At 55.4% G+C, this 24920-nt stretch carries 22 protein-coding genes; 19 read left to right on the top strand and 3 right to left on the bottom strand.

Going from position 1 to position 24920, the window contains the following annotated elements; genetic code table 11:
* Positions 1-106: 106 nt before the first annotated feature.
* From LAB08_RS07560 to fabF, 12 genes are all read left to right on the top strand, one after another.
* Positions 107-889 (top strand): ABC transporter permease, encoded by a 783-nt coding sequence (locus LAB08_RS07560; RefSeq protein ID WP_096512805.1) that lies wholly within the window; start codon positions 107-109, stop codon positions 887-889.
* A 68-nt stretch (positions 890-957) separates the two neighbouring features.
* Positions 958-1635: an ABC transporter ATP-binding protein gene (locus LAB08_RS07565; RefSeq protein WP_254007502.1), complete on the top strand. Its 678-nt coding sequence runs from the start codon at positions 958-960 to the stop codon at positions 1633-1635.
* Positions 1636-1705: 70 nt separating this feature from the next.
* Entirely contained in the window at positions 1706-3922 is a 2217-nt protein-coding gene (locus LAB08_RS07570) for a glycosyltransferase (protein WP_254007503.1), read from the top strand.
* Positions 3913-5562, top strand: a complete 1650-nt coding sequence (locus LAB08_RS07575) for a glycosyltransferase (RefSeq protein ID WP_254007504.1) — start codon at positions 3913-3915, stop codon at positions 5560-5562. Before LAB08_RS07570 ends, LAB08_RS07575 begins: the two co-directional genes overlap by 10 nt.
* A complete protein-coding gene (locus tag LAB08_RS07580; RefSeq protein WP_096512802.1) occupies positions 5562-6197 on the top strand; it encodes an acetyltransferase in 636 nt (211 codons plus the stop codon). Before LAB08_RS07575 ends, LAB08_RS07580 begins: the two co-directional genes overlap by 1 nt.
* Positions 6194-7303, top strand: coding sequence for a glycosyltransferase family 4 protein (locus LAB08_RS07585; RefSeq protein WP_197706304.1), 1110 nt, complete (start codon positions 6194-6196; stop codon positions 7301-7303). The genes LAB08_RS07580 and LAB08_RS07585 overlap by 4 nt, the downstream gene beginning before the upstream one ends.
* A 27-nt stretch (positions 7304-7330) precedes the next feature.
* A complete protein-coding gene (locus tag LAB08_RS07590) occupies positions 7331-8302 on the top strand; it encodes a UDP-glucose 4-epimerase family protein (protein WP_096512801.1) in 972 nt (323 codons plus the stop codon).
* Positions 8299-9327, top strand: coding sequence for an MraY family glycosyltransferase (locus tag LAB08_RS07595; RefSeq protein ID WP_096512800.1), 1029 nt, complete (start codon positions 8299-8301; stop codon positions 9325-9327). Before LAB08_RS07590 ends, LAB08_RS07595 begins: the two co-directional genes overlap by 4 nt.
* A gap of 108 nt (positions 9328-9435) precedes the next feature.
* Complete coding sequence (locus tag LAB08_RS07600) at positions 9436-11430, top strand: polysaccharide biosynthesis protein (protein WP_096515517.1); 1995 nt, start codon at positions 9436-9438, stop codon at positions 11428-11430.
* 112 nt (positions 11431-11542) lie between these two features.
* Positions 11543-11875 (top strand): ComEA family DNA-binding protein, encoded by a 333-nt coding sequence (locus tag LAB08_RS07605; RefSeq protein WP_096512799.1) that lies wholly within the window; start codon positions 11543-11545, stop codon positions 11873-11875.
* A 207-nt stretch (positions 11876-12082) separates the two neighbouring features.
* The gene (locus tag LAB08_RS07610; RefSeq protein WP_096512798.1) at positions 12083-12877 is read left to right on the top strand and encodes an SDR family NAD(P)-dependent oxidoreductase; all 795 of its coding nucleotides are present in this window, start codon (positions 12083-12085) and stop codon (positions 12875-12877) included.
* 31 nt (positions 12878-12908) lie between these two features.
* Positions 12909-14183 carry a beta-ketoacyl-ACP synthase II gene (gene fabF, locus LAB08_RS07615; RefSeq protein ID WP_096512797.1) on the top strand — a complete coding sequence of 425 codons (1275 nt, stop codon included), beginning with the start codon at positions 12909-12911 and terminating at the stop codon, positions 14181-14183.
* Here fabF and LAB08_RS07620 read toward each other — a convergent pair.
* Positions 14180-14734: a TetR/AcrR family transcriptional regulator gene (locus tag LAB08_RS07620; RefSeq protein WP_096512796.1), complete on the bottom strand. Its 555-nt coding sequence runs from the start codon at positions 14732-14734 to the stop codon at positions 14180-14182. The two genes, fabF and LAB08_RS07620, sit on opposite strands and share 4 nt — an antisense overlap.
* Before the next feature lie 175 nt (positions 14735-14909).
* On the opposite strand from LAB08_RS07620, the gene LAB08_RS07625 reads away from it, so the two are divergent.
* Both LAB08_RS07625 and LAB08_RS07630 read left to right on the top strand, forming a co-directional pair.
* A complete protein-coding gene (locus LAB08_RS07625; RefSeq protein ID WP_096512795.1) occupies positions 14910-15563 on the top strand; it encodes a GntR family transcriptional regulator in 654 nt (217 codons plus the stop codon).
* Between the two features lie 15 nt (positions 15564-15578).
* Positions 15579-16430 carry an urea carboxylase-associated family protein gene (locus LAB08_RS07630; RefSeq protein WP_096512794.1) on the top strand — a complete coding sequence of 284 codons (852 nt, stop codon included), beginning with the start codon at positions 15579-15581 and terminating at the stop codon, positions 16428-16430.
* An 87-nt stretch (positions 16431-16517) separates the two neighbouring features.
* Here LAB08_RS07630 and LAB08_RS07635 read toward each other — a convergent pair whose 3' ends face one another.
* Together LAB08_RS07635 and rfbC are read right to left on the bottom strand one after the other, a co-directional pair.
* Positions 16518-16685: a DUF2897 family protein gene (locus LAB08_RS07635; protein ID WP_096512793.1), complete on the bottom strand. Its 168-nt coding sequence runs from the start codon at positions 16683-16685 to the stop codon at positions 16518-16520.
* 104 nt (positions 16686-16789) lie between these two features.
* Complete coding sequence (rfbC, locus tag LAB08_RS07640; protein WP_096512792.1) at positions 16790-17335, bottom strand: dTDP-4-dehydrorhamnose 3,5-epimerase; 546 nt, start codon at positions 17333-17335, stop codon at positions 16790-16792.
* A gap of 225 nt (positions 17336-17560) precedes the next feature.
* Here rfbC and kdpF point away from each other — a divergent pair, with 225 nt between their 5' ends.
* The 5 genes from kdpF (at position 17561) to LAB08_RS07665 (ending at position 24906) form a co-directional block, all read left to right on the top strand.
* On the top strand, positions 17561-17650 hold the full coding sequence (gene kdpF / locus LAB08_RS07645; protein ID WP_007899818.1) for a K(+)-transporting ATPase subunit F: 90 nt from the start codon (positions 17561-17563) through the stop codon (positions 17648-17650).
* Positions 17651-17658: 8 nt separating this feature from the next.
* A complete protein-coding gene (gene kdpA, locus LAB08_RS07650; protein WP_096512791.1) occupies positions 17659-19353 on the top strand; it encodes a potassium-transporting ATPase subunit KdpA in 1695 nt (564 codons plus the stop codon).
* A gap of 10 nt (positions 19354-19363) precedes the next feature.
* Complete coding sequence (gene kdpB, locus LAB08_RS07655; RefSeq protein WP_096512790.1) at positions 19364-21421, top strand: potassium-transporting ATPase subunit KdpB; 2058 nt, start codon at positions 19364-19366, stop codon at positions 21419-21421.
* A 157-nt stretch (positions 21422-21578) separates the two neighbouring features.
* Complete coding sequence (gene kdpC / locus LAB08_RS07660) at positions 21579-22124, top strand: potassium-transporting ATPase subunit KdpC (RefSeq protein WP_096515515.1); 546 nt, start codon at positions 21579-21581, stop codon at positions 22122-22124.
* 130 nt (positions 22125-22254) lie between these two features.
* Entirely contained in the window at positions 22255-24906 is a 2652-nt protein-coding gene (locus LAB08_RS07665) for a DUF4118 domain-containing protein (RefSeq protein WP_096512789.1), read from the top strand.
* Positions 24907-24920: the final 14 nt, after the last annotated feature.

Raw genomic sequence — 24920 nt, forward strand, 5'->3', positions numbered from 1 at the left:
AGTGCAGGAAATCGGGGTTGAGTAATCAACCCCGATTGCCAAGTGGAATTCAGAATATCAAGTCTTAACTGAATTTCTGGATTTATTAATTTACTCAGGTGAAAAGATGCTTTCGTATTTTTCTCGTGTATGGGCCGCCCGGTATTTTTGGGTGCACCTAGCACTAGCAGATTTAAGGTCACGATGGAGACGATCTTTTTTTGGAGTGACTTGGTCGATAATCCAGCCGCTTGGGTTGACTTTGTTATTGACACTTGTTTTTAGCAGGCTTTTTAATACAGATATTGTTACGTACGCGCCTTATATTCTCTCCGGAATTATTGTGTGGGAGTATATTTCGGCAAATACGGTAGGCGGCTCTCTATCGTTTGTTCAAGCAGATGCTTATATAAAGCAATGCAATCACCCGTTGGCAATCTATACTCTGCGTGGTGTTGTGGGAAGTGCGATAGTCTTAATGCTGGCTAGTCTATCTCTCTATGGTTGGGTTGCCGTTGTACTGCCACAAAATATTGGTTGGTGCTGGCTGGCAACGCTGACAATTTATCCGATATTGGCACTTATTGCGTGGCCTGTATCAACCATACTAGCCTATATCAGTGCGCGTTTTCGCGATGTTCCCCATGCACTTGGTCTTGTAATGCAGTCATTGTGGTTCGTGTCTCCAGTGTATTTTGAAGCGAAGATGTTTCAAAATGGAGGGTTACATGCGCTCGTAGATTACAATCCTATTTACCATATTCTACAATTAATTCGTGCGCCCTTGCTGCAAGGGCAATGGCCAACAGTTTCTAATTATATGTTCAGTATTGGCACGGCGGTGTTTTTTGGTGTCGTAGCTATTTTGGTTGGATATAAGTCCGAGCGGAAAGTGATCTTTTACCTATGAGAAATAATAGGATTTTATTAAGTAATGTAAATCTTCATTATGCTTCTGTTGCCTATCAGGAGCGCTCCTTGAAGTCTTTGATGGCTAGTGCATTTCGTAAGCGCCCTAACGCTTCAAAGGCTTGTGATATCCACGCGTTGAAAAACATCAACGTGGAGATAAATAGTGGTGAGCGTGTTGGCCTGTTAGGCCACAACGGTGCGGGTAAAAGTACGTTTCTTAAGACTGTCGCAGGACTATATCCGATCTCAAGCGGAACTTTAAGAGTTGAAGGTCAGGTACGCTCGCTCTTCGATCTGAGCTTGGGGTTCGAGCCGGATGCTACTGGCAGGGAAAATATTCTCTACCGTGGTCTATTGCTAGGATTGTCTCCGAAATTCATGCGTGAAAAAGAAGCGGAGATAGTTGACTTCGCCGGTTTGGGGGAATTTATTGATTACCCTATCAAGACCTACTCAGCCGGTATGCAAGTGCGTTTGGCATTTGCGATTTCTACGACAGTAGGTGGAGATATCTTGCTACTCGATGAGGTGATTGGAGCCGGCGATGCCAATTTCATGTCGAAAGCTAAAAATCGAATCACAAGCCTTATTGAGCAGGCGGAAATACTTGTACTGGCTTCTCATGACTTTAGCGCTCTGCAGTCGATATGCAATCGAGGGTTAGTATTTCATCATGGTGATCTTGTTTTTGATGGAGAGATTGCCCTGGCAGTTAATGAATACAATAAAATAAATGGCCTGTGAAATGTTAAATAACTCCCTCAGGGTGATGTGGCTTCTAAATCACACGTCTGCACGAAAATTTGAACTTAAGATGCTGAAGAGCTTAGGTGTAAAAGGGGTTTTTACGCCAAAAAACTACCCTCAATTACCTAGCTTTCGTTCAGCCTCTGTTACATATTCTGAGGATCAGGCATTAGATATCCCGGAAGCTGAACTAAAAATTCTGAATGATCAGGATTGGTATGGCGCTCCGACGGTTGAAGCGTGGGGAATAGCAAATAAATATTTTGATGTTGCTTTTTTTATTGTAAATAAACCGGAAATTGTCCGGAATATATCGAGTAACTTCAACGGGGCGATCCTTTGGCGTGCGTATGGGCAAGTACAAGGCTTGACCCATGGCGATATACTTAACCTAATTTCCCCAGATGATGGAGTTTATAAGCTGAAGGGCTTGGGTGAACGTTTCTGGTTTGCTCAGGCTTATCAGAATCTTTCCGCAAAAGAACCTCAGTGGATGGCTAAAAGAAGTCTCTATCTGCCATTAGGAATGGCCGATTCATCAATTCTTGATGGGTGGGTTGGCGGCGATAAGAGAATTTTCTTTATTTGTCCGGATATCGAGACTAACAGCTATTATTCGGGCGTATTCAATGAATTCGAAAAGAACTTCAAAGGCCTGCCTTATGCAGTAGGTGGCGCTCAGTCGATTCGTAGTTCATCGAAGGATGTTCTGGGGTATGTTACGGATGAAGAACACCAGAGAAATATGCGTGAAATGCGGGTCATGTTTTACCATTCTACCGAGCTGACCCATGTTCATTACCACCCGTTTGAAGCTGTTAGGGCGGGAATGCCTTTGGTATTCATGGCTGGTGGGATGCTGGATTCATTAGGCGGAAAGGAGCTTCCGGGTCGATGCCTGACCATTAAAGATGCGAGAGATAAAATCAAACGCATACTGAATGATGATTGGAAGCTAATTAACAGCATTCGTGATGCTCAAAGTGTTCTTTTGGAGGCGATGAAGGCTGAAAACTGCGAGCCTAGTTGGAGGCTTGGGTTTGAGAGAGTGCTGACAGAGCTTGCAATCACTAAAAAGGAACAAGCTCTTCGCCCGGTGAAAAGAAAACGCATTGCTATTATTGTCCCAGTAGGATACAGGGGAGGTAGTCTGCGAGGAACTAAGTTGCTTGCGGAAGCCTTACTGGAAGGAAGTAAACAATGGGGAGAACCCGCGGAAATTGTACTGCTGCACCTTGATAATGACGAGGTGTATTCGCCTGAAGAGTTTTCTGATTTACATAAAGATGTGAAGGTCAGATCTTTTAATTGGAAAGTCTTGGATCAGGACGCTGCCCGAAGAGCTATGCATTATTCAGGTCGTGAAGGGTGGGAACCAGTATCGGGTAGTTATGTCGTCCCCGATGACGGCATTAAACAGCTTATGGATTGTGACGCATGGGTTGTTATTTCTGATCGCCTTACAGCACCACTGCTCCCTCTACGACCCATCCTGCTTATGGTGTATGACTATTTGCAACGTTATGTCCCCCTTCTAAGTAATGGGGCGGATTTGCCATTTATTGATGCGGCTCGATCTGCTCGTAAGATATTGGTGACAACAGAGTTTACAAGGTTGGATGCTCTTCAATACGCAGGTGTAACGGAGGCTGCGGTTTCTAAAGTCCCCATGCTGGCACCGCTGTTTTTCAACGGATTAAAAAAGCAAGAGAGTGCAGGTTATTTTTTGTGGACTACAAATTTGAGTTTGCATAAGAATCATAAAAATGCACTAAAGGCTCTCAAAATTTATTATGAAGAACTAGGTGGTAAGCTAAGTTGTCATGTAACCGGCGTGAACACAGATGTATTGTTAAAAAGCCCGCTTGACCATTTGAAAGGATTGGCAAGTCTGGTTAAGGGTAGCGAAAAGCTGCGTAGCAAGTTTAGAGTTTTGGGTGAGTTATCAGAAGTAGACTACACAGGAGCACTCTCAAAGTCGGCATTTTTATGGCATGCGGGTACTATTGATAATGGAACCTTTAGCGTGATTGAAGCTGCTTGTCTTGGGGTTCCTTCTCTAAGTAGTGACTATCCACCGATGCGCGAAATTGATGAGCAATTTAGAATAAATTTAACTTGGATGGATTCGGGTTCCCCACGAAAAATGGCTCAGCAGCTTAAATATATGGAGGAGCGGCATTCAGTTATTAGGAGTTCTCTGCCTACTTCAGCTGATTTTAGTGAGCAAAGTGTTGCTAAACTGGCAGGTAAGTATTGGGGAGTGGTGCGCGAATGCCTGTAAAATATTTTGGTATCTATTTGGCCTACGCTCCTGGGGTTGATCTTCGTCATGAAGGATTAGGTCGGTACCTTGCAGCTTTTTTAAAGGGCGCCTCGGAGCGAGAGGATGTTCGCTTCGTTTTAGTTTGCCCTAGTTGGTCAAAGGAAGGCTTGGCTGAGTTGTTTGAAAGTGAGGGGGTAAGTAAAGCTTCCTTTGATGTCGTTGCTCCTGATAAAGAGCCGATGGTGTTGAGGCTTTATGAGGCGTATAAAGCAAGGAAGGAAAGAAGGGCTAAAAGTAGTTTGATGCGTCGCATTTCATTGTTCGGAAATTCAGTCAAGATGAAATTTTTTGACCGAGTAGAACGACGCTTGGTTGAGGCTAACTCCTACAGTGATATGTTTTCTGTTTTTATAGAGGGGTTCCTGCTCAGCTTCTTGCTGGTTTTAGTTTCGCCTCTGTTGTTGATTGGTATGTTTTGTTATTTTTGTTTTTTGATGAAACCTAAGTTTGGTAGTTTTTTCAAGCCGATTACAAAAAAAATTGCGCGACTTCGACGTCTGTTGAGAACTCCCAAAGATGACGCTTTAGTATTGCGCCTTTACAATGGTATTGCTCGCGTAGAAGCTGATAGGATGTTGAAGCTGGTTGATGGCTTATCTCATGTTAAAGCGTGGTATAGCCCAACTGCATTTTGGCCCGCTTTCAATAAAATTAAAGCGCCCCGCGTAATGTGTGTACCTGATGTCGTTTTATCGGATTTTCCTGTGGCATTTTCAACTATTGGGGGGAACAGGTTTGCCCAAGTGTTTTACGATGTAAAGTCTGCCATTGAAGCGGGTTCTAATTATATTACTTACAGTAACGCAGTTAAATGGTCCACCTTGGTCGAGCAATTCGGAGTTCGAGGGTCTAACGTTTCTGTAATACATCATGCACCTAATGATCTCAGTCCTTGGGTGGCTGTCAATGGATATCCAGATAATGAATCGACATCGATAAATTACTGCGAGCAGCTTTTTAAATCAGCTTTGAAGAGATCATCAAATCCAGATTATACTTCCGGGTTTGGCAATGTGAAGGTTGATTTTATTTTTTATGCAAGTCAGTTTAGGCCGAATAAAAATGTAATTTCATTGCTTCGCGCATACGAGAGTCTTTTAAGAAAGAGGTTGATCAAGCATAAGTTAATACTGACTGGTCGCCCTGAAGCCTCTTCCGAGGTGAAGTCATTTATTAAGAAACATCATTTAGAGAATGATGTGCTGTGCTTGCATGGACTCAGTATTCAGCAATTGGCGGCATGTTACAAGTTGGCAGACTTAGTGGTTAACCCAAGTCTGAGTGAGGGGGGGTGCCCTTTTACATTTACTGAAGCTTTATCGGTATCTACACCGGTCGTGATGGCGAGAATACCTGTAAGTGAGGAGGTTCTGACAGATCCGGAGCTGCAGGACGTCACTTTTTTTGATCCTTATAGCTGGGAAGATATCGCTGATAAAATCGAATGGGCACTCGATCACAGAGAGCATGTTTTGAAGGTCCAGTCAGTTGCTTATCAGTCTTTGGCCGAGCGGTCATGGGCTAATGTAGTTGATGAACATATCGATGTTTTACTTAAAATATCAAAAACAGATAAAGTGGTTGAAGAGGTCGCATAATGGCGTTGATGAACGGGGTGTTGATCCTTGGCTTTGGTGGGCACGCCCGTAGCGTTGCGGATGTGGCGCTATCACTTGGTGTAAAACAACTCCGCTTCATAGACAGTAATGCTCGGCCTAATGAAAACTTCGGTGGCTTCCCTGTTCTTTCTGAATGGATGTTGGAGCTACCTGACGGGTGGTCTGTTATGCCTGCGTCCGGCGATAACGCTGCCCGTCAGGCGCAGATCGAAGAAATCATTAAGCGCGGTTGGCCTCTTGCTACTCTAATTGCTCCAACGGCGACTATCGGCTTTGGCTCTAACGTTGGGCCTGGTACCTTGATTGCACACCATGCTCATGTGGGGCCTATGGCGGTTGTGGGTTCGGGATGCATTATCAATACGGGTGCAATTATCGAGCATGAGTGCATTGTGGGTGACTACACGCATGTTTCCGTTAATGCAACCGTGGCAGGTAGGTGCCGGATAGGAAGTCGCTGTTTCCTTGGAGCAAGCTCCACCGTCATTGATGGCGTAAGTGTGGGTGATAGCGTGATGTTGGGTGCCGCCGCTTGCGCGCACCGTGACTTAGTTGAGCCTGGAACTTATATTGGCGTTCCTGCGCGGTTGCTTGTAAGGAAAGATCAAGGTTGAAAGTCTTACATTTTTTCAAAACTTACTATCCTGAAACAATGGGAGGAATTGAACAGGTTATCTTTCAACTTGCAGAGGGCGGTGCGAGGCATGGCATTCACTCTGAAGTCTTGTCTTTAAGCAAGAATGGAGCTTCACGGAATGTTCCTCTCGAAGGGCATTTGACGCACACTTCAAGATTGGATTTGCATGTGGCCTCTACTGGATTTTCCGTCTCCGCATTCAAGGATTTTGCCGAGTTGGCCAAAGAGGCCGATATTATCAACTATCACTTTCCATGGCCTTTCATGGATGTGGTGCATTTTGTATCGCGCATACGTAAGCCTACGGTTGTTAGCTATCACTCGGATATTGTTAAGCAGAAAACCCTGCTAAAGTTGTACCAGCCTTTAATGCACGGTTTTTTAGGTAGCGTAGATCGAATTATCGCATCCTCTCCAAAATATATAGAAAGCAGTCCGACACTCCAGCGGTTTAAGGATAAAGTCACTGTCATCCCGATTGGTTTGGACAAAAATACTTATCCAGATGTTCCTTCGGAGAAGTTGAGTTATTGGAAGGCGCAGCTGGGAGAGCGGTTTTTTCTTTTTGTCGGGGCCCTGCGTTATTACAAAGGTCTGGATTATCTGCTCGAGGCCGCTTGCAAGGCACGGTTTCCGATCGCTATTTTGGGGCAGGGACCTATGGAGGCCGAGTTGAAGGCCAAGGCCATGAAATTGGGTCTTACCAATATTCACTTTCTTGGTGGCCTGCCAGACGTTGATAAAACTGCATTGCTGATGTTGTGCTGCGGCTTGGTGTTCCCCTCTCATCTTCGTTCTGAAGCATTCGGTATTTCGCTTCTTGAAGCCGCAATGTTTGGCAAGCCGCTTATCTCTTGTGAGATTGGCACGGGCACAACCTACATAAACATTGCCGGTGAAACCGGACTCGTCGTCCCGCCCCGTGATCCCGATGCATTGGCGCAGGCTATGATTACGCTTTGGGAAAATCCTGAAGAAAGCAGTGCGATGGGCCGACGGGCCGCATTGCGTTTTGAACAGGTATTTACAGCGGAGCGAATGGTTGACTCTTATGCGAAGGTTTATCGATCTTTGTTGAGTTGAATCATCTACACACCCTCGAGTTTAAAGATGATCTCCAAGTCCATTCTAGTTACTGGCGGTTCCGGCTTTTTAGGAAAGGCTGTTGCTCTGCGTCTCGCATCGATGGGGGGGAATAATCTCATTCTGCCCCTCAGAACGCTTGGCGAGGTTCTGCCCCAAGGGGTGAATGCAGTACAAATCTCCGATATTGATGGCCAGACCGACTGGAAGGCGCTACTCAAGAGCGTCGATGTTGTTGTGCATGCTGCCGCCAGGGTTCATGTGATGCGTGAGCAGGCTGCTGACGCCCTTGCTGCATTTCGCAAGGTGAACGTCGAGGGCACTCTGAATCTCGCTCGCCAGGCTGCCGACGCTGGAGTAAAGCGGTTTATTTTCATCAGCTCTATCAAGGTCAACGGAGAGGGTACGTTGGCAGGTGTGCCCTTCACTGCAGATGATGTTCCAAACCCCGATGATCCATATGGACTCTCCAAGCTTGAAGCGGAGCAAGGTTTAAAAGCTCTCGCGACGGTCACCGGCATGGAGATAGTGATTATTCGCCCCGTCCTGGTCTATGGCCCCGGGGTAAAAGCCAATTTTCTGAGCATGATGCAGTGGCTTTGTAAGGGGATACCGTTGCCTTTTGGCGCTATCAGGAATCGTCGCAGTCTGATCTTCCTGGATAATCTTGTAGATTTAATAGTGACCTGCCTCGATCATCCAGCAGCGGCCAACCAAACCTTTCTGGCGAGCGACGGTGATGATGTTTCTACCTCTGATCTGTTGCGCAAGCTTGCCAGGTGCATGGGGAAATCGGCACATCTCGTTCCCATACCCGTTTGGTTAATGAGCACAATGGCAACTTTGCTCGGCAAGCAGGCCCTTGCTCAACGTCTTTTCGGCTCTTTGCAGGTCGATCTCAGCAAAAATCGGCAACTTTTGGGTTGGACTCCTCCAGTCAGTCTGGATCATGGTTTGAGTCTTACAGCACAACATTTTCTGGATTCTCGAAAGTCATGAGTTGCGTGTGGTTTATTCCGGTGATTGCCGGCATTTCTTTTTTCCTGACTGCGCAACTGCGTAAATATGCGTTGTCCCGCAGCTTGATGGATGTCCCCAATGCGCGGAGCTCGCACTCGACTCCTACTCCTCGGGGCGGAGGGGTATCCATCGTTGTGGCTTTTCTTTTTGCGTTGGTTCTTTTGTTCTTGATGGGCCGGATTCCATTAGCCCACTTCCTGGCTATGGCTATTGCAGGCGCCATAATTGCGATCATCGGTTTCATGGACGATCACGGCCATATCGCTGCACGTTGGCGCTTACTCGGCCATTTTTCTGCGGCAATCTGGTTTCTGGCCTGGATGGGCGGATTGCCTCCCGTGGAAGTCTTCGGCATCGATGTCAGTTTGGGATGGGCAGGTCATGTGCTCGCCGCGTTCTATCTGGTGTGGCTGCTCAATCTCTACAATTTCATGGACGGCATCGATGGTATTGCCAGTGTCGAAGCCATCTGTGCCTGCCTCGGGGCTTGCCTGCTTTATTGGTTGTCAGGGCTCGACAGTCTGATGTGGGGGCCTCTGCTGCTCGCCGCGTCCGTGGCCGGTTTCCTGTTCTGGAATTTTCCACCCGCGAAGATTTTCATGGGCGATGCCGGCAGCGGGTTTCTCGGCATTGTGTTGGGCGGACTTTCCCTACAGGCAGCATGGTTGAGTCCGTCTATGCTTTGGGCTTGGCTGATTTTGCTTGGGGTGTTTATTGTTGATGCGACGTTCACGCTGTTTCGTCGATTGCTCAGAGGAGACAAAATCTATGAGGCACATCGCAGTCATGCCTACCAGTTCGCTTCACGTCGCTTTGGCAAGCACTTGCCGGTGACTGTCACGGTGGGCGTGATCAATCTGTTCTGGCTGGTACCGATCGCCGTTTGCGTGACGCGCTTTGGTCTGGACGGTGCCTTGGGGGTGATGCTGGCTTACGTACCGTTGATCGTGTTGGCGGTAAAGTTTCACGCCGGAGAACTGGAAGTTCCGCTGGTCAAGAACTAAGCAGTAACTAGCGTGTCTTTTAGGTTTAGAGTCATCGTGATGCGCCCTTGAAATTTCACCATGGCGAAGGGGGCGCTGAAAGGAGTGATTGAGGTGTTTGAAGGGTTTATGGATAAAATCAGAGAGTACCTGGTAGGACTGCCCCGACGCCGAAAACGGTTGATTCAGGTCGCCACGGATATTGTACTGGTCTGGGCTGCCTTGTGGTTGGCCTTTATTGTCCGGTTAGGTGTGGACGATATGTACAACCCGTTCAAGGTGCATTTCTGGCTCTTCGTTTGCGCGCCCATTGTTGCCATCCCTTTGTTCATCCGTTTTGGCATGTACCGCGCCGTCATGCGCTATTTCGGAAACGACGCACTCATCGCCATTGTCAAAGCCGTCAGCCTCTCATCGCTGGTCCTGGCGCTCGTGGTCTATTGGTACAGCAATCACGAAGCGGTAGTGCCACGTTCCATCGTCTTCAACTACTGGTGGCTTAGCCTCGTCATCATCGGCGGTTTGCGCCTGTGCATGCGTCAATACTTCATGGGGGACTGGTTCTCCGGGGCTCATCATGTGCCATTTACCAACCGCGATGACGGCCTGACCAAGGTTGCGATCTACGGTGCAGGCGTGGCGGGAAATCAGTTGGTTGCAGCGCTGCGCATGGGCCGGGTCATGCGCCCTGTGGCTTTCATCGATGATGACGCAAGCATTGCGGATCGGGTGATTGCCGGTCTGCAGGTCTACAAACCCAAGCATATTCAGCAGATGATCGATGAGACGGGCGCTCAGGAGATTCTTCTGGCGCTGCCATCCTCCACGCGTGCGCGGCGTCGGGAAATTCTTACGTTTCTCGAGCGTTTCCCGCTGCACATTCGCAGCGTTCCGAACTTCACCGATCTGGCCAGTGGCCGGGTAAAGGTCGAAGACATCCAGGAAGTGGACATTGCCGACTTGCTGGGGCGCGATTCGGTGCCGGCGCAACCGGATCTGCTCGAGCGTTGTATCAAAGGCAAGACAGTCATGGTGACTGGCGCGGGTGGTTCGATCGGTGCGGAGCTTTGCCGGCAGATTTTCGTCCTTGGCCCGACCACACTTTTGCTGTTTGACCACAGCGAGTTCAACCTCTACAGCATTCTGTCGGAACTGGAGCAGCGCGGTTGTCGCGACTCGGTTCAAGTCCGGCTTCTGCCGATTCTCGGTTCCATTCGTCATCAGGACAAACTGCTGGATGTCATGAAGACCTGGGGGGTGGACACGGTTTACCACGCCGCGGCTTACAAGCACGTGCCCATGGTCGAGCACAACATCGCCGAGGGGGTGTTGAACAACGTCATAGGCACGCTTAACACCGCTCAGGCGGCGTTGCAGTCAGGTGTTTCCAACTTTGTATTGATCTCCACCGACAAGGCGGTTCGTCCGACGAATGTGATGGGCAGCACCAAGCGCCTGGCCGAGTTGACGCTTCAAGCCTTGAGTCGCGAGATTGCGCCGGTTCTGTTCGGCGATAAGGCCAATGTGTCCCGGGTCAACAAGACACGTTTCACCATGGTTCGATTCGGCAATGTGCTCGGGTCGTCCGGTTCGGTCATTCCACTGTTTCACAGCCAGATCAAGTCCGGTGGGCCGTTGACGGTGACTCACCCTAAAATCACCCGCTATTTCATGACCATTCCCGAAGCCGCGCAGTTGGTGATCCAGGCGGGTTCCATGGGGCAGGGGGGCGATGTGTTCGTGCTGGACATGGGCGAGCCGGTGAAGATCGTCGAGTTGGCAGAGAAAATGATCCATCTGTCCGGCTTGAGTGTGCGTTCGGACAAAAACCTGCAAGGCGACATCTCGATCGAATTCACCGGTCTTCGTCCTGGGGAGAAGCTTTACGAGGAGTTGCTGATTGGCGATAACGTGTCGGCAACACAACATCCCATGATCATGAGCGCCAATGAGGATCATCTGCCCTGGGATGTGCTCAAGGGCCGTTTACGGGCGTTGTTGACGGCGGTTGATCAGGATGATTACTCAAAAGTCCGGCAACTGCTGAGCGACACCGTCAGCGGCTACACCCCAGACGGCGACATCGTCGACTGGATCTACCAGCAACGTCGACTCGAACCCTGATTGTTTCATATCCCGCAACAGACACGTTTTTGACAGGCTCCAGACATCGCCTAAGTTTGGGAGGCAGCTTCGGAAAAGCTGCTTCCTCAATCGATGTCATGGAGCGTCATTTATGCGTACTGGCTATTTCTACTCCCTGGTTTTTGCCCTGCTCACCAGCTTCTCCACAGCTGCCCTTGCAGCACCTGCTGTAAAGGAGGCTGGCAATGTGCCGCAAATGCAAGAGGTGACCTCGAAGGCACAGAGCGATAAGGTCAATCTCAACGTGGCCGATGCGCCAACTTTGCAGCGCGAGTTGTCTGGTATAGGCGAGGCCAAGGCTAATGCGATTGTTGCGTATCGTGACATTAACGGGCCATTCGCTTCGGTGGACGAATTGCTGGAAGTGAAGGGCATCGGCAAGGCGATCCTGGATCGCAATCGCGAGAAGCTGGAAGTGAACTAAGCTCATTATTCAACGCCAAGGGGCCGGTCATTGACCGGCCTTTTTGCATCCCGGCGAACACTGCCGGGAAAAACCTTCTGTCGGCGCTGTGAAAATTATGGCTATCATATGCAGATTAGATTATGCCTATAATAAATTCGTTTGCCGCTGAGGCGCCCTGACATTCCGCGCCAGGCTTTCCCTTTAGCATTTCACAGGAGCACTGCCATGAATTCTGTTCAGTCCCAAGGTACGGCCCTCGTCACCGGTGCTTCTTCCGGTATCGGCGCGGTTTACGCGCAGCGTCTGGCGTCACGTGGTTTTGATCTGCTGCTGGTTGCTCGCGATCAGCAGCGGCTGGACGAGGCGGCGAGCAAATTGCGCGCTGAATATGGTGTTCAGGTCGAGGTGGTCAAGGCGGATCTGACGCAAAAGGATGACGTGTTCAAACTCGAGCAACGCTTGCGCAGCGATTCGAGCATCAGCTTGCTGTTGAACAATGCCGGCGTGGCGGCCGATGGCTTGCTGGGTAATGCCGATACCGATCAGTTGGAGCGGATGATCCAGTTGAACGTCACGACGGTCACACGTCTGGCTTCGGCAGCGGCGTCCAGTTTTGCCAAGGCGGGTCGGGGCACGATCATCAATATCGCGTCAGTGGTGGCGCTGTTTCCCGAGCGATTCAACGCCACCTACAGCGCCAGCAAGGCGTATGTATTGAGTTTGACCCAGTCGTTGAACGCAGAGCTTGATGGCACCGGGGTCAAGGTCCAGGCTGTGTTGCCAGGGGTCACACGTACTGAAATCTGGGAGCGCTCCGGTATCGACGCGTCGCAGATCCCGGCAGAAATGGTCATGGAAGCGGGCGAGATGGTCGACGCGGCATTGTCGGGGCTGGATCAGGGCGAATTGGTCACCATTCCGTCGCTGCCGGATGTCGCCGACTGGGACAAATTCGTTGCGGCACGTTACGTCATGGCTCCGAACCTTTCCAAAAGCAAAGCCGCCGCGCGTTACAAATGAAGCGCGAGAATTCGGCAAGGGGAATTGCGGTATGAACGATCGTCGAGTGGTTGTAACGGGCATGGGCCTGGTGTCTCCGTTGGGTAGCGGAGTCGAAGTGGTCTGGGGGCGTCTGTTGGCCGGGCGTTCCGGGTTGCGCAATTTGCCGGACGAAGTGGTAGCCGATCTGCCGGCCAGGGTCGGCGGTGCAGTGCCGACCCTGACGGACGATGCCGAGGCGGGATTCAACCCGGACCTGGCGACGCCACCCAAAGAACAGAAAAAGATGGACCGCTTCATTCTGTTTGCCATGGAAGCGGCGCGTCAGGCGCTGGAGCAGGCCGGTTGGCAAGCGCAGACCGCCGACGCCCAGGAACGCACGGCCACCATCATCGGTTCCGGCGTGGGTGGTTTCGGTGCAATTGCCGATGCAGTACGCACGACAGACAGCCGAGGCCCGCGGCGGTTGTCGCCATTCACTATCCCCTCGTTCCTGGTCAACCTGGCGGCGGGGCATGTGTCGATCCAGCACGGTTTCAAAGGCCCGCTGGGTGCCCCGGTGACAGCGTGTGCGGCTGGGGTCCAGGCGATCGGTGACGCGGCGCGGCTGATTCGTTCCGGTGAAGCGGATATCGCGGTGTGTGGCGGCGCGGAGGCGGCGATCGATCGGGTCAGCCTCGCGGGATTTGCTGCCGCTCGCGCCTTGTCCAGCGCTTACAACGACACCCCGGAACGTGCCTCGCGCCCCTTCGACAGTGGCCGTGATGGCTTTGTCATGGGCGAAGGTGCTGGCCTGGTGGTGATCGAGTCCCTGGAGCATGCCTTGGCCCGTGGAGCACAGCCTCTGGCGGAGTTGGTCGGCTACGGTACCAGCGCCGATGCTTTTCACCTGACCGCGGGTCCCGAAGATGGCAACGGTGCGCGTCGCGCGATGTCGTTGGCGTTGGCTCAGGCCGGCGTTTCACCGGATCAGGTTCAGCATCTGAATGCGCACGCAACCTCGACACCGGTAGGCGATCTGGGCGAGCTGGCAGCGATCAAGGCGTTGTTCGGTGCGCAAAACGGCATCGCGGTGACCTCCACCAAATCGGCCACAGGGCATTTGCTCGGGGCGGCGGGTGGGCTTGAGGCGATCTTCACGCTGCTGGCGATTCGCGACCAGGTTGTACCCGCGACACTGAACTTCGATGATCCGGATCCCGCCACCGAAGGCGTGGATATCGTCCATGGCCAGGCCAGGCCGATGGCCATCGAATACGCGTTGTCCAATGGCTTCGGGTTTGGCGGAGTCAATGCCAGCGTGTTGTTCAAGCGCTGGCAGGGTTAGTCCTGTGAGTTGAGGTGTTCGCGCGTGACGTCGAGTATCCGCCGGGCGAACTCGACGTCGGCGACGCTGCGCGATAACAACAGGGCGCCGACGAGCGTAGCCATGATGACAATGCTGCGTTCGTCGGCGTTTTCGCCTTCAAGGGTGCCTTCGATCTGGTCAAGTCGGGCCTTGAGCACCACGTCGCTGGTTGGACTCGGCTGGCCACGTAAGCCCAGCTCCGAAGAAATGGTCAGCAGCGGGCAACCTTCGTGGGGCGAAGTCTTGTGCCATTCAGACAAGTAGGCATCGATGAACGCCTGCAGCGGGCGATCCTGGGCGAACAGCTCGGCGCACACCCCGGCGACTTGATCGCCAGCGGCTTGTAACGCCTTTTCCACCAACTCATCCTTGGATTTGAAGTGCGAGTAAAAGCCACCGTGAGTCAGTCCCAGCGACTTCATCAGAGGTTGCAGGCCGGTTGCGCCGATACCGTCACGGCGAAAGCGTTCTGAGGCTTCCTTGATGATGCGCTGGTGGGTCTGGGCTTTATGGTCCTGCGAGTAACGCATCTGATATCTCCGCATCAATGCGCCATATTAACCAATGAAAATTGGATGGTGACTGTACTTCTATTTCTAAAAAGCGTGCAGATGCGTCGAATCGGGCGCAAATGGACGCATTTCTTGGCATGAATAGTGATTACTCATAAGTTGACGATTGTTGAACAATCCTGAGGCGTTGAGTATGAACAGCGGACTGTCCCTGGCCGATCACATCACATTGGAGTTACGTGCCGATATCATCGGCGGTCGTCTACTGCCCGGTATGGCGCTGGTTGAAAATGACTTGGTATCGGCCTACAACGCCTCGCGCAATACCATTCGTGAAGCCTTGCATCGGCTGGGGCAGGAAGGCCTGACCCGTTATGTGCGCAATAAAGGCGTGATGGTACGCCGCCTGGGATTTGAGGATGTGCGGGATCTGTTCAAGGTCCGACGCACACTGGAATTGCAGGCCATCAGCACGAGTCGCCCACTGCGCGACTATCAATCCGACCGGATGCTCGAAGCCCTCGAAGCCACCGAACTGGCCCGGGAGCGCGAAGACTGGCGCGCGGTTGGCACCCACAGCCTGGCCTTTCATCAACACATCGTCGGGTTGCTGCGCAGTCCGTTATTCGATGAGTTCTTCACCAATGTCGTGGCGCAATTGCGCCTGGTGTTCTGCACCGCTCCCGACGAATCGAGTTTCCAGGCGCCCTGGCTGGCTCGCGACCGACATATCCATGAGTTGCTGGTCGAGGGTGACAAGCCCGCCGCCGAGGATGCGATGAGCTGTTATCTCGACGACTCCGAATACCTGCTGTTGCAAATGCTTGTTCCAGATTCCCATCACTGATCGAGGATTCGTGCGATGTACAAAGACTATCCGGCGGCCTATCAAGTCAGCAAAGGCTCGGCCTTGCAGGTGGACAAAGCCTTCTACGAACGGGTGCGCGACGCGAAGGACGGGCGCACGCTGATCGAGTCCTTCGAAGTACCAATTCGCACTGGCCGCGCCTGGACAGTCCCGGCCGGGCATGTGTTCAGGGTGACGACCCCTGTCGGTCCGCAGGTGGGGGACTTCAACGTCTGGAATGCCCATGATCCGCGCGAACGGCTTTGGGCTTCGCGCACCCGACAATTGCAGGGCGCACACGTCAGCACCCATGACCGGCTCTGGTCGAACCTGCCGTTTTTACGGCCGCTGGTGACCATCACCGATGACAGCCTGGCCGGTTACGGCATCGATGAGCATGGGGGGCGCCTGCACGATTTGCTCGGCACCCGCTGCGATCCCTATGTGAACAAGATGCTCACCGGCGAAGATTTCCATCATCACTGCCATTCCAATCTGACCCGCGCCGTGCTGCCCCATGGCCTGACCGAATTTGACGTGCATGACGTGCTGAACATTTTCCAGTGCACGGGACTGAATCACGACGACATGTACTTCATGAAAGCCTGTCCGGCGCAGAAGGGCGACTACCTGGAGTTTTTTGCCGAGATCGATCTGTTGTGTGCACTGTCGACCTGTCCGGGCGGTGATTTGTCGCTGGCCATGTGGGGGCCGGATGCACAAGACCCGCTGAGCGTGTGTCGTCCATTAGGGGTGGAGATCTATCGTCTGGAGGATTCATTGCTGGAGGGCTGGAGCCAGCCGGAGCGTGCGGCGTACAAAGGGCTGCATGGCTTGCACATTGCCAAAGCGGATTGGGAAAAGTAACTGCAAAAAAGATCGCAGCCTTCGGCCGCGCCTACAGGGAAACGTATATTCCGTGCAGGCGCTGCCGAAGGCTGCGATCTTTTTTATCTAGCGGTCCTGCGCATCCTTGGCGTCCGCTTCCGCGTTGCGTTCGGCCACGCGTCTACGTTGTTCATCGGTCAACTCGACCTTGTTGGCAGTGTCACGCAGCATCATCAGGCCGCCAACGATCGAGCCGATTGCAACGATCAGAATCAACCAGGCATACCAGGGCATAGGAGTCTCCTTGAAGGCAGGCCGATTGACGGGTTTTGCCAATCGATCGCGCTTACCACTTTTGAGCGACTAATTTTCGCAGTGGTTCAATTGTGCGCCTGGATTCAGGAAAAGACTTCAGCGTCCTTGAACAATTGCCCGGCCTGGTCCTTCGCGGACAATTGCGGGGCTTCGTCAAGTTGCCAGTCGATGGCAAGGTCCGGATCGTTCCAACGAATGCTGCGCTCAGCCGACGGAGTGTAGTAGTTGGTGGTTTTGTAGAGGAATTCGGCAAATTCACTCAACACCACGAAGCCGTGAGCGAAACCCTCCGGAACCCAAAGCTGACGACGATTCTCGGCGGACAGGCGTACAGCAACCCATTTGCCGAAATGCGGTGAGCTGCGGCGAATGTCCACCGCCACATCGAGTACTTCACCTGCCGTCACGCGAACCAATTTGCCTTGGGTGTTTTCCAGCTGGTAATGCAGGCCACGCAACACGCCTTTTTGAGAGCGCGAATGGTTGTCCTGAACGAACTGAGTGGTTAGACCCGTGGCGTCCTCAAAAGCCTTTGCGTTGAAGCTCTCGTAAAAAAAGCCCCGTTCATCACCATATACCTTCGGCTCGATGATCAGAACACCGGGCAGGTCGGTGGTGATTACATTCATGGTGTTTCTCCAGCAATAAGCACGATGGCCCACATTCTTGCGCAAAGTGCTGACCGGCACGAGGGCCGATGTAGAAAACCCTTCAAAACCCAGGCGTAACCCCTCCGTAAACTCACTCTTTACGCTTTCTTTATGCCCCGCCACGCCCCTCGGTCTCGTTCCTTTACAGCCTTCCTTCCGACAATGAACCACACGCGGCAATACGCCGTAACACGGAGATCTTCCATGAGCGTTCTGGACGGGGTGTCACTGCTGTTGGCAGTGGGGCTGTTCATTTATCTGTTGGTTGCGCTGTTGCGCGCGGACCGGAACTAGGAGCGGCTATGCACAGTTATGACTATTGGCTGATCCTCGCGTTTTTCGCGGTGGTATTGGTCCCGGCGCCGTTTCTCGGGCGCTTCTACTACAAGGTAATGGAGGGCCAGCGCACCTGGCTGACGCCGATCCTCGGTCCGGTCGAGCGTGGTTGCTACCGGTTGTCCGGGGTCGATCCGCAGGCCGAACAGAGCTGGCAGACGTACACCCTGGCCTTGCTTGCCTTCAACCTCGCGGGTTTCCTGCTGCTGTTCGCGATCCTGTTGTTTCAGGACCATTTGCCGCTCAACCCACAAAACTTGCCGGGCCAGGAGTGGACCCTGGCGTTCAACACTGCCATCAGCTTCATGACCAACACCAACTGGCAGGCCTACAGCGGTGAAGCATCCCTGAGCTACCTGAGCCAGATGGTCGGCCTCACCGTGCAGAACTTCGTCAGCGCCGCCACCGGGCTCGCTGTACTGGTTGCTCTGTGCCGTGGCATCGGTCGCAAATCCACCCGCAACCTCGGTAACTTCTGGGTCGACATGACCCGCGCCACCCTCTACGGTTTGCTGCCGCTGTGCTTGTTGCTGGCGCTGTATCTGGTGTGGCAAGGCGTGCCGCAAACCTTCGCGCAATACGTGAATGCGGTGACGATGCAGGGCGTCGATCAAGTGATCCCGCTGGGTCCTGCCGCCAGCCAGATTGCGATCAAGCAACTGGGCACCAACGGCGGCGGCTTCTTCGGTGTCAACTCGGCGCATCCGTTCGAGAACCCGACTGCCTGGGCCAACCTGTTCGAGCTGGCGTCGATCATTCTGATACCGGTCGCACTGGTGTTCACCTTCGGCCACTACGTGAAAGACCAGCGTCAGAGCAGGGCGATCATCGCCTGCATGCTGGCCCTGTTCCTGATCGGCGGCGCCACTTCGTTGTGGGCGGAATATCAACCGAACCCGGCGCTGAATAACGTCGCCGTCGAGCAGACCGCGCCGCTGGAAGGCAAGGAAGCGCGGTTCGGTACTACTGCCACCGTGCTGTGGTCGGTGACTACGACGGCGGCCTCGAACGGTTCGGTCAACGGCATGCACGACAGCCTAAACCCGCTCAGCGGCATGGTGGCGCTGGTCAACATGATGGTCGGCGAAGTGATCTTCGGCGGCGTCGGTGCCGGGCTCTACGGCATGTTGCTCAACGTGTTGATTGCTGTATTCCTCGCCGGCCTGATGATCGGCCGCACCCCGGAATACCTCGGTAAAAAGCTGCAGGCCAGGGAAGTGCAATTGCTGGTGGCAACCTTGCTGGTCATGCCGATTGGCGTGCTGGTGCTCGGCGCGATTGCCGCCAGCCTGCCCGGCCCGGTGGCGGCGGTGAGCAACCCCGGCGCCCACGGCTTCAGTCAGTTGCTTTACGCCTACACCTCGGCCAGTGCCAACAACGGTTCCGCGTTCGGTGGTTTCAGCGCCAACACGCCGTTCCACAACCTGATGCTGAGCCTGGGGATGTTGATCGGTCGTTTCGGCTACATCCTCCCGGTCATGGCCCTGGCCGGCAGTCTGGCGGCGAAGAAAACCGCGCCGATTGGCCAGAACAGCTTCCCGACCCACGGCCCGTTGTTCGTGACCCTGTTGACCGTGACCATTTTGCTGGTGGGCGGCCTGACCTTTCTGCCAACCCTGGCACTTGGGCCAATCGCAGAACACCTGAGTATGGGCTTCTAAGGAATCCATCATGAATATGCCTGTAACCAAAACCGTCGCTGCCAAAGCGCCGGAACAACCGAAAACCGCGATCTCGGCCCTGTGGCGTCCGGCGCTGGTGCAAGCCTTCGTCAAGCTCGATCCACGGCAATTGCAGCGCGCGCCGGTGATGCTGGTGGTCGAGCTGACGGCGGTCCTGACCACCGTGCTGTGCTTCATTCCCGATACCGTGGTGCCGACCTTCGTCGCCGCGCAAATAGCCGTGTGGCTGTGGTTCACCGTGCTGTTCGCCAACTTCGCCGAGGCCCTGGCCGAAGGTCGGGGCAAGGCCCGCGCCGACAGCCTCAAGGCCGGTAGCGAAGGTTTGAGTGCCCGCCGCAAAACCAGCAACGGCACCTTTCAAGTGGTGCCGGCCACCAGCCTGCGCAAGGGCGATGTGGTACGCGTCGAAGCCGGGGAGATGATCCCGGGTGACGGCGAAGTGATCGAGGGCATCGCCGCGGTCAATGAGGCGGCGATCACCGGTGAGTCGGCGCCGGTGATTCGTGAGTCCGGCGGCGATCGTTCGGCCGTCACCGGCAATACCCGGTTGGTGTCCGACTGGCTGTTGGTGAAGATCACCGCCAACCCCGGTGAGTCGACACTGGACCGCATGATTGCCCTGGTCGAAGGTGCCAAACGGCAGAAAACCCCGAACGAAGTGGCACTCGACATTCTGCTGATCGGCCTGACCCTGATCTTCCTGTTGGTCGTGGTCACGCTGCAACCGTTCGCGCACTTTGCCAATGGCAGCCTGCCGCTGGTGTTCCTGGTGGCGTTATTGGTCACGCTGATTCCGACCACCATCGGTGGTTTGTTGTCCGCCATCGGTATCGCCGGGATGGATCGCCTCGTGCGGTTGAACGTGATCGCCAAGTCCGGCCGCGCCGTGGAAGCAGCGGGGGACGTGCACGTCCTGTTGCTGGACAAGACCGGCACCATCACCTTCGGCAACCGTCGTTGCACCGCTGTCATTGCGGCACCGGGCGTAACCGCCAGGGAGCTGGCAGAGGGCGCCTTGTTTGCCTCGCTGGCCGATGACACGGCAGAAGGTAAATCCATCGTCGAATACCTGCGTGGCACTCAACCGCAGCCTGAGCCGGCCAGCGAATTACTGACGGCCGTGCCATTCAGCGCCGAAACCCGGTTGTCGGGTGTCGACTATCAGGGCCGCGTGTATCGCAAGGGCGCCGTGGATTCGCTGCTGGCGTTCGTCGGCCTCAAACGCGCCGACCTGGCTGCGTCGCTGTCCCGGGAAATCGACAAGATTGCCCAGAGTGGCGGCACGCCGTTGCTGGTGTGCGCCGACGGCAAACTGCTTGGCGCCATCCATCTCAAGGACGTGGTCAAGCCCGGCATCCGTGAACGTTTCGCCGAATTGCGCAAACTGGGGATCCGCACGGTCATGGTGACCGGCGACAACCCGCTGACCGCCGCGGCGATTGCCGCCGAAGCGGGTGTGGACGATGTGCTGGCCGAAGCCACGCCGGAGAAAAAACTGGCGCGCATTCGTCATGAACAGAACGACGGTCGCCTGGTCGCCATGTGCGGCGACGGCGCCAACGACGCCCCGGCCCTGGCCCAGGCTGACGTGGGCATGGCGATGAACGACGGCACCCAGGCCGCGCGCGAGGCGGCCAACATGGTTGACCTCGACAGCGACCCGACCAAGCTGCTGGACGTGGTGCAGATCGGCAAGGAATTGCTGGTGACCCGCGGTGCGCTGACCACGTTCTCCATCGCCAACGACGTGGCCAAGTACTTCGCGATCCTGCCGGCGCTGTTTGCCGCGATCTACCCGCAACTCGGCGTGCTGAACATCATGCACTTGAGCAGCCCGCAGAGCGCGATTCTCTCGGCGATCGTGTTCAACGCCCTGATCATCGTCGTGCTGATTCCCCTGGCGCTGCGTGGTGTGCGGGTGCAGGCGGCGAGCGCGGCGGCATTGCTGCGACGCAATCTGCTGATCTATGGGCTGGGCGGGATTCTGGTGCCGTTCGTGGGCATCAAGGCCATCGACATGCTGTTGACGGCGATGCATCTGGTTTGACCTTGTGCGGCGATGTATCAGACACACCGCCTTCGCGAGCAGGCTCGCTCCCACATTGGAATGCGTCCCCCTGTGGGAGCGAGCCTGCTCGCGAAGAACACGACACGATGCATCTGACTGAACGCCGTATTTGTTTACCGAATTCGAGGATTTTGAAATGTCCACAATGATACGTCCGGCCCTGAGCCTGCTGGTCCTGATGACCCTGATCACCGGCGTCGCCTATCCCCTGGTGGTCACCGGCGTAGCCCAGGTGGCATTCCCGGATCAGGCCAACGGTAGCCTGGTCCGCGATGCCGATGGCAAGGTCCGCGGCTCTTCGCTGATTGCCCAGGATTTCGTCGGTGACGCCTGGTTCCACCCACGCCCATCGGCCGGTGCTTTTGCCACCGTGTCGAGCGGCGCCAGCAACCTGTCGCCGAGCAACCCGGCCCTGGCCACTCGCGTGTTCGACGACGCCAACAAATTGCAGGTGCCCGGCCAGGGTCCGGTGCCATTGGCAATGGTCACCACTTCCGGCAGTGGCCTCGATCCACACTTGCCACCAGCCGCAATTGCCTATCAACTGGCGCGTGTCGCCGCAGCGCGCAACCTGCCGGTGGCGACTCTGCAAAACCTGCTGGACGCGCACATCGAGCGGCCACTGGTGGGACCGCCGGTGGTGAATGTGCTTGAGTTGAATCTGGCGCTGGAAAAGCTCTAGATCGGCGGCGCGGCCATTCGCGAGCAGGCTCGCTCCCACATTGGAATGCGTGCCCCTGTGGGAGCGAGCCTGCTCGCGAAGACGGCCTGACAGGCACTCAATCAACACCTGAAAAAAGAGATCCCCAAGCATGAGCGACTCCGGCCGCGCCGACGCACTGTTAGCCAACCTGCCCCGCGATGGCCGTGGCCGGCTCAAGGTTTTCCTCGGCGCCGCGCCCGGAGTCGGCAAGACCTACGCCATGCTGCAAGCGGCCCATACCCAACTGCGTCAGGGCGTGAAGCTCATCGCCGGCGTGGTCGAGACCCATGGCCGCGCCGAGACCGAAGCACTGCTCGGCGGTTTGCCGCAGCAACCGCTGGTGCGCTCGGAATACCGCGGTGTGACCCTCGAAGAAATGGACCTCGATGGCGTACTCGCGGCCAAACCGAAACTGGTGCTGGTGGACGAATTGGCTCACACCAACGCACCGGGCAGCCGCCACGCCAAACGCTGGCAAGACATTCAGGAACTGCTCGCCGCCGGCATCGATGTGTACACCACGGTCAACGTCCAGCACCTGGAGAGCCTCAACGATCAGGTGCGTGGTATTACCGGCGTGCAGGTCCGCGAAACCCTGCCGGACTGGGTGCTGCAAGAAGCCTACGAATTGCTGTTGATCGACTTACCGCCACGGGAGCTGCTTGAGCGCCTGCGCGACGGCAAGGTTTACGTACCGGAGCAGGCGCGGGCGGCGATCGATGCGTACTTCTCCCAGACCAACCTCACCGCGTTGCGGGAGCTGGCGATGCAGACTGCGGCGGCCCAGGTCGATAACGATCTGGCCCAGGGGTATCGTCAGCTTGGCCAGGCCGCACCGGCGGTGCGCGGTCGACTGCTGGTCGGTGTCGATGGCGATACCCAGGCCGAGCGTCTGGTGCGTCACGCCAGTCGCGTCGCCCAGCGTCGGCATTTGCCGTGGAGCCTGGTGCATGTGGACAACGGCAGCGTGCGTGACGAGCAATCGCGCCTGCGCTTGCAAAGTGCCCAGCAACTGGCCGAGCGCCTGGGCGGCGAAGTGGTGTTGCTGCGCGCCGGGGAGGTGGCGAAGACCCTGATCCAGCATGCCGCCGAGCGTCGCGCCAGCCTGGTACTGGTCGGCCAGTCCCGGCCGCGTTTGCGCCGGCGTCTGTTTGGCGGTGGCCTGGCGGCGCGATTGCTGCGCAATGCCAGTGGCCTGGAAATCAATGTGCTCGACAGCGACCATGAACAGCATCAGCCACGGCAACGCTCGATGCAGCCGCTCGTGTGGTTCGACTATGCCCTGGCCGTGGTGGCGACGGTGTTGGCCAGTGCCTTGGCATGGGCCGTGGCCAGTGTCCTGCCGCTGCCGAATATCTCGCTGGTGTTCCTCGCCGCCGTATTGCTGGTGGCGGTGCGCAGCAGCCTCGGCCCGGCGCTGGCCTGCGCCGCGCTGTCGTTTCTGACCTACGATTTTCTGTTCATCCCGCCGAATTTTTCCTTCAGGATCCAGCGCGAAGAAGACGTGCTGACCTTGCTGTTCTTCCTGCTGATGGCGGCCCTCACCGGTAACCTCGCGGCGCGGCAACGGCGGCAATTGCAGGCTCTGCGCGACACCCAGGAAGAAACCACCGAACTGCTCGACCTGTCGCGCAAACTGACGGCCGCCACCGACCGTCAGGCGGTCATCAGCGCGGCGGCCCAACACCTTAATGGCTGGAGCGATCTACAACTGTGCCTGCTCAATCGCGACGGCCAGAGTGGCTGGAAAGTCGAAACCGGTGGTCCGCTGGAGTTCTCCGAAGCCGAACGCGCCGCCGCCGATTGGGCCTGGCAACACGATCAACCGGCAGGGGCGGGCACCGGTACTCTGCCGTTCGGGCGTTGGTGGTGGTGGCCATTGTCGGTGGAAGATGGACCGCTGGCGCTGCTCGGCGTGTGTGCCAAAGAGGGGCAGACCCTGAGCGGCCAACGCCGGCGCTTGCTGACCGCGTTGAGCCAGCCGCTGGCCCAGGCGCTGGCCCGCGCGCAGTTGGCCGACGACCTGGAGGCGGCGCGGCTGCACGGTGAAACCGAGCAACTGCGCAGCGCCTTGCTGGCCTCGGTGTCCCACGATTTGCGCACCCCGCTGACGTCCATGCGCGGCAGCATCGACAGCCTGTTGGCCCTCGGCGAAGCGATCCCGCTGAAGGATCGCCGCGAGCTGCTTGAAGGCACCCGCGATGAAGCCGAACGCCTCGACCGTTACATCCAGAACCTGCTGGACATGACCCGCCTCGGTCACGGCGCCCTGAAGCTGGCGCGGGACTGGGTATCGCCGGCGGACATCGTCGGCAGTGCGCTCAATCGCCTGCGCGCGGTGTTGGCGCCATTGCAGGTCAGCATCGAAGTGCCGGCGGAGCTGCCGCTGCTGTTCGTCCATGCGGCGCTGATCGAGCAGGCGTTAATCAATGTGATGGAAAACGCCGCGCGATTCTCGCCTTCCCATGGGCGCCTGCAATTGAGCGCCGGGGCTGACGACACTGAGTTGTTTTTCTCGGTGAGTGACGAAGGGCCGGGGATTCCGGAGGCAGAGCGGGAGAAAATTTTCGACATGTTCTACACCGCCGCCCGCGGTGATCGCGGCGGGCAGGGGACCGGGCTGGGGCTGGCGATCTGTCAGGGAATGGTGGGTGCCCATGGCGGACGGATCAGTGTCGCCGACGGTATCGAAGGGCGCGGCACCTGCATTACCTTGCATCTGCCATTGCAGGCGCAGCCGGGGTACGAAGGTGAAGCCTGATCGTGCTTGCGTTA

The sequence above is a fragment of the Pseudomonas izuensis genome (assembly GCF_002356535.2).
GTDB lineage: Bacteria > Pseudomonadota > Gammaproteobacteria > Pseudomonadales > Pseudomonadaceae > Aquipseudomonas > Aquipseudomonas izuensis.